This is a genomic window from Bacillus cereus group sp. N24, assembly GCF_016483345.1.
In the GTDB taxonomy this organism is placed as follows: Bacteria; Bacillota; Bacilli; order Bacillales; family Bacillaceae_G; genus Bacillus_A; species Bacillus_A toyonensis.
Window position 1 is genome coordinate 1 of the sequence record NZ_JAEHCA010000113.1, and the last position, 343, is coordinate 343.

Here is a 343-nt window from a genome sequence, read left to right on the forward strand (position 1 = left end):
AAGCACTCAATGGAATGAGTACTTCTTTTTCAGCTAATTTATATTTGATTGATATCTTTTCACTATACATATCAAAGTATCACCTCTGTTCAATCTAGCTTCAAATTAAAAAGGTACTCTTTTTATGAGTACCTTTTTGGCAATATCAGTTGGTTTTTCTTTATTTACTCGCTACCATTTTTTCATTTTGTTTCAGCACTAGCTTTTCTTGATTCGTTGGTTTCTCTGGTTCTGTCGGCTTCTCTGGGTTTGTTGGTTTTTCCGGGTCTGTTGGGTTCTGTGGTTTTGTTGGGTTTTAAGGTTCGGTTGGTGGATAGGGAGGTTGAGGTTTATGTGGTTGGGT

Annotated in this window: 1 pseudogene; it reads right to left on the reverse strand. The window is 36.7% G+C overall.

The window, feature by feature from the left end:
* Positions 1-70 (reverse strand): annotated as a pseudogene (locus JDS95_RS32310) (type IV secretory system conjugative DNA transfer family protein); the annotation flags it as partial.
* Positions 71-343 lie beyond the last annotated feature (273 nt).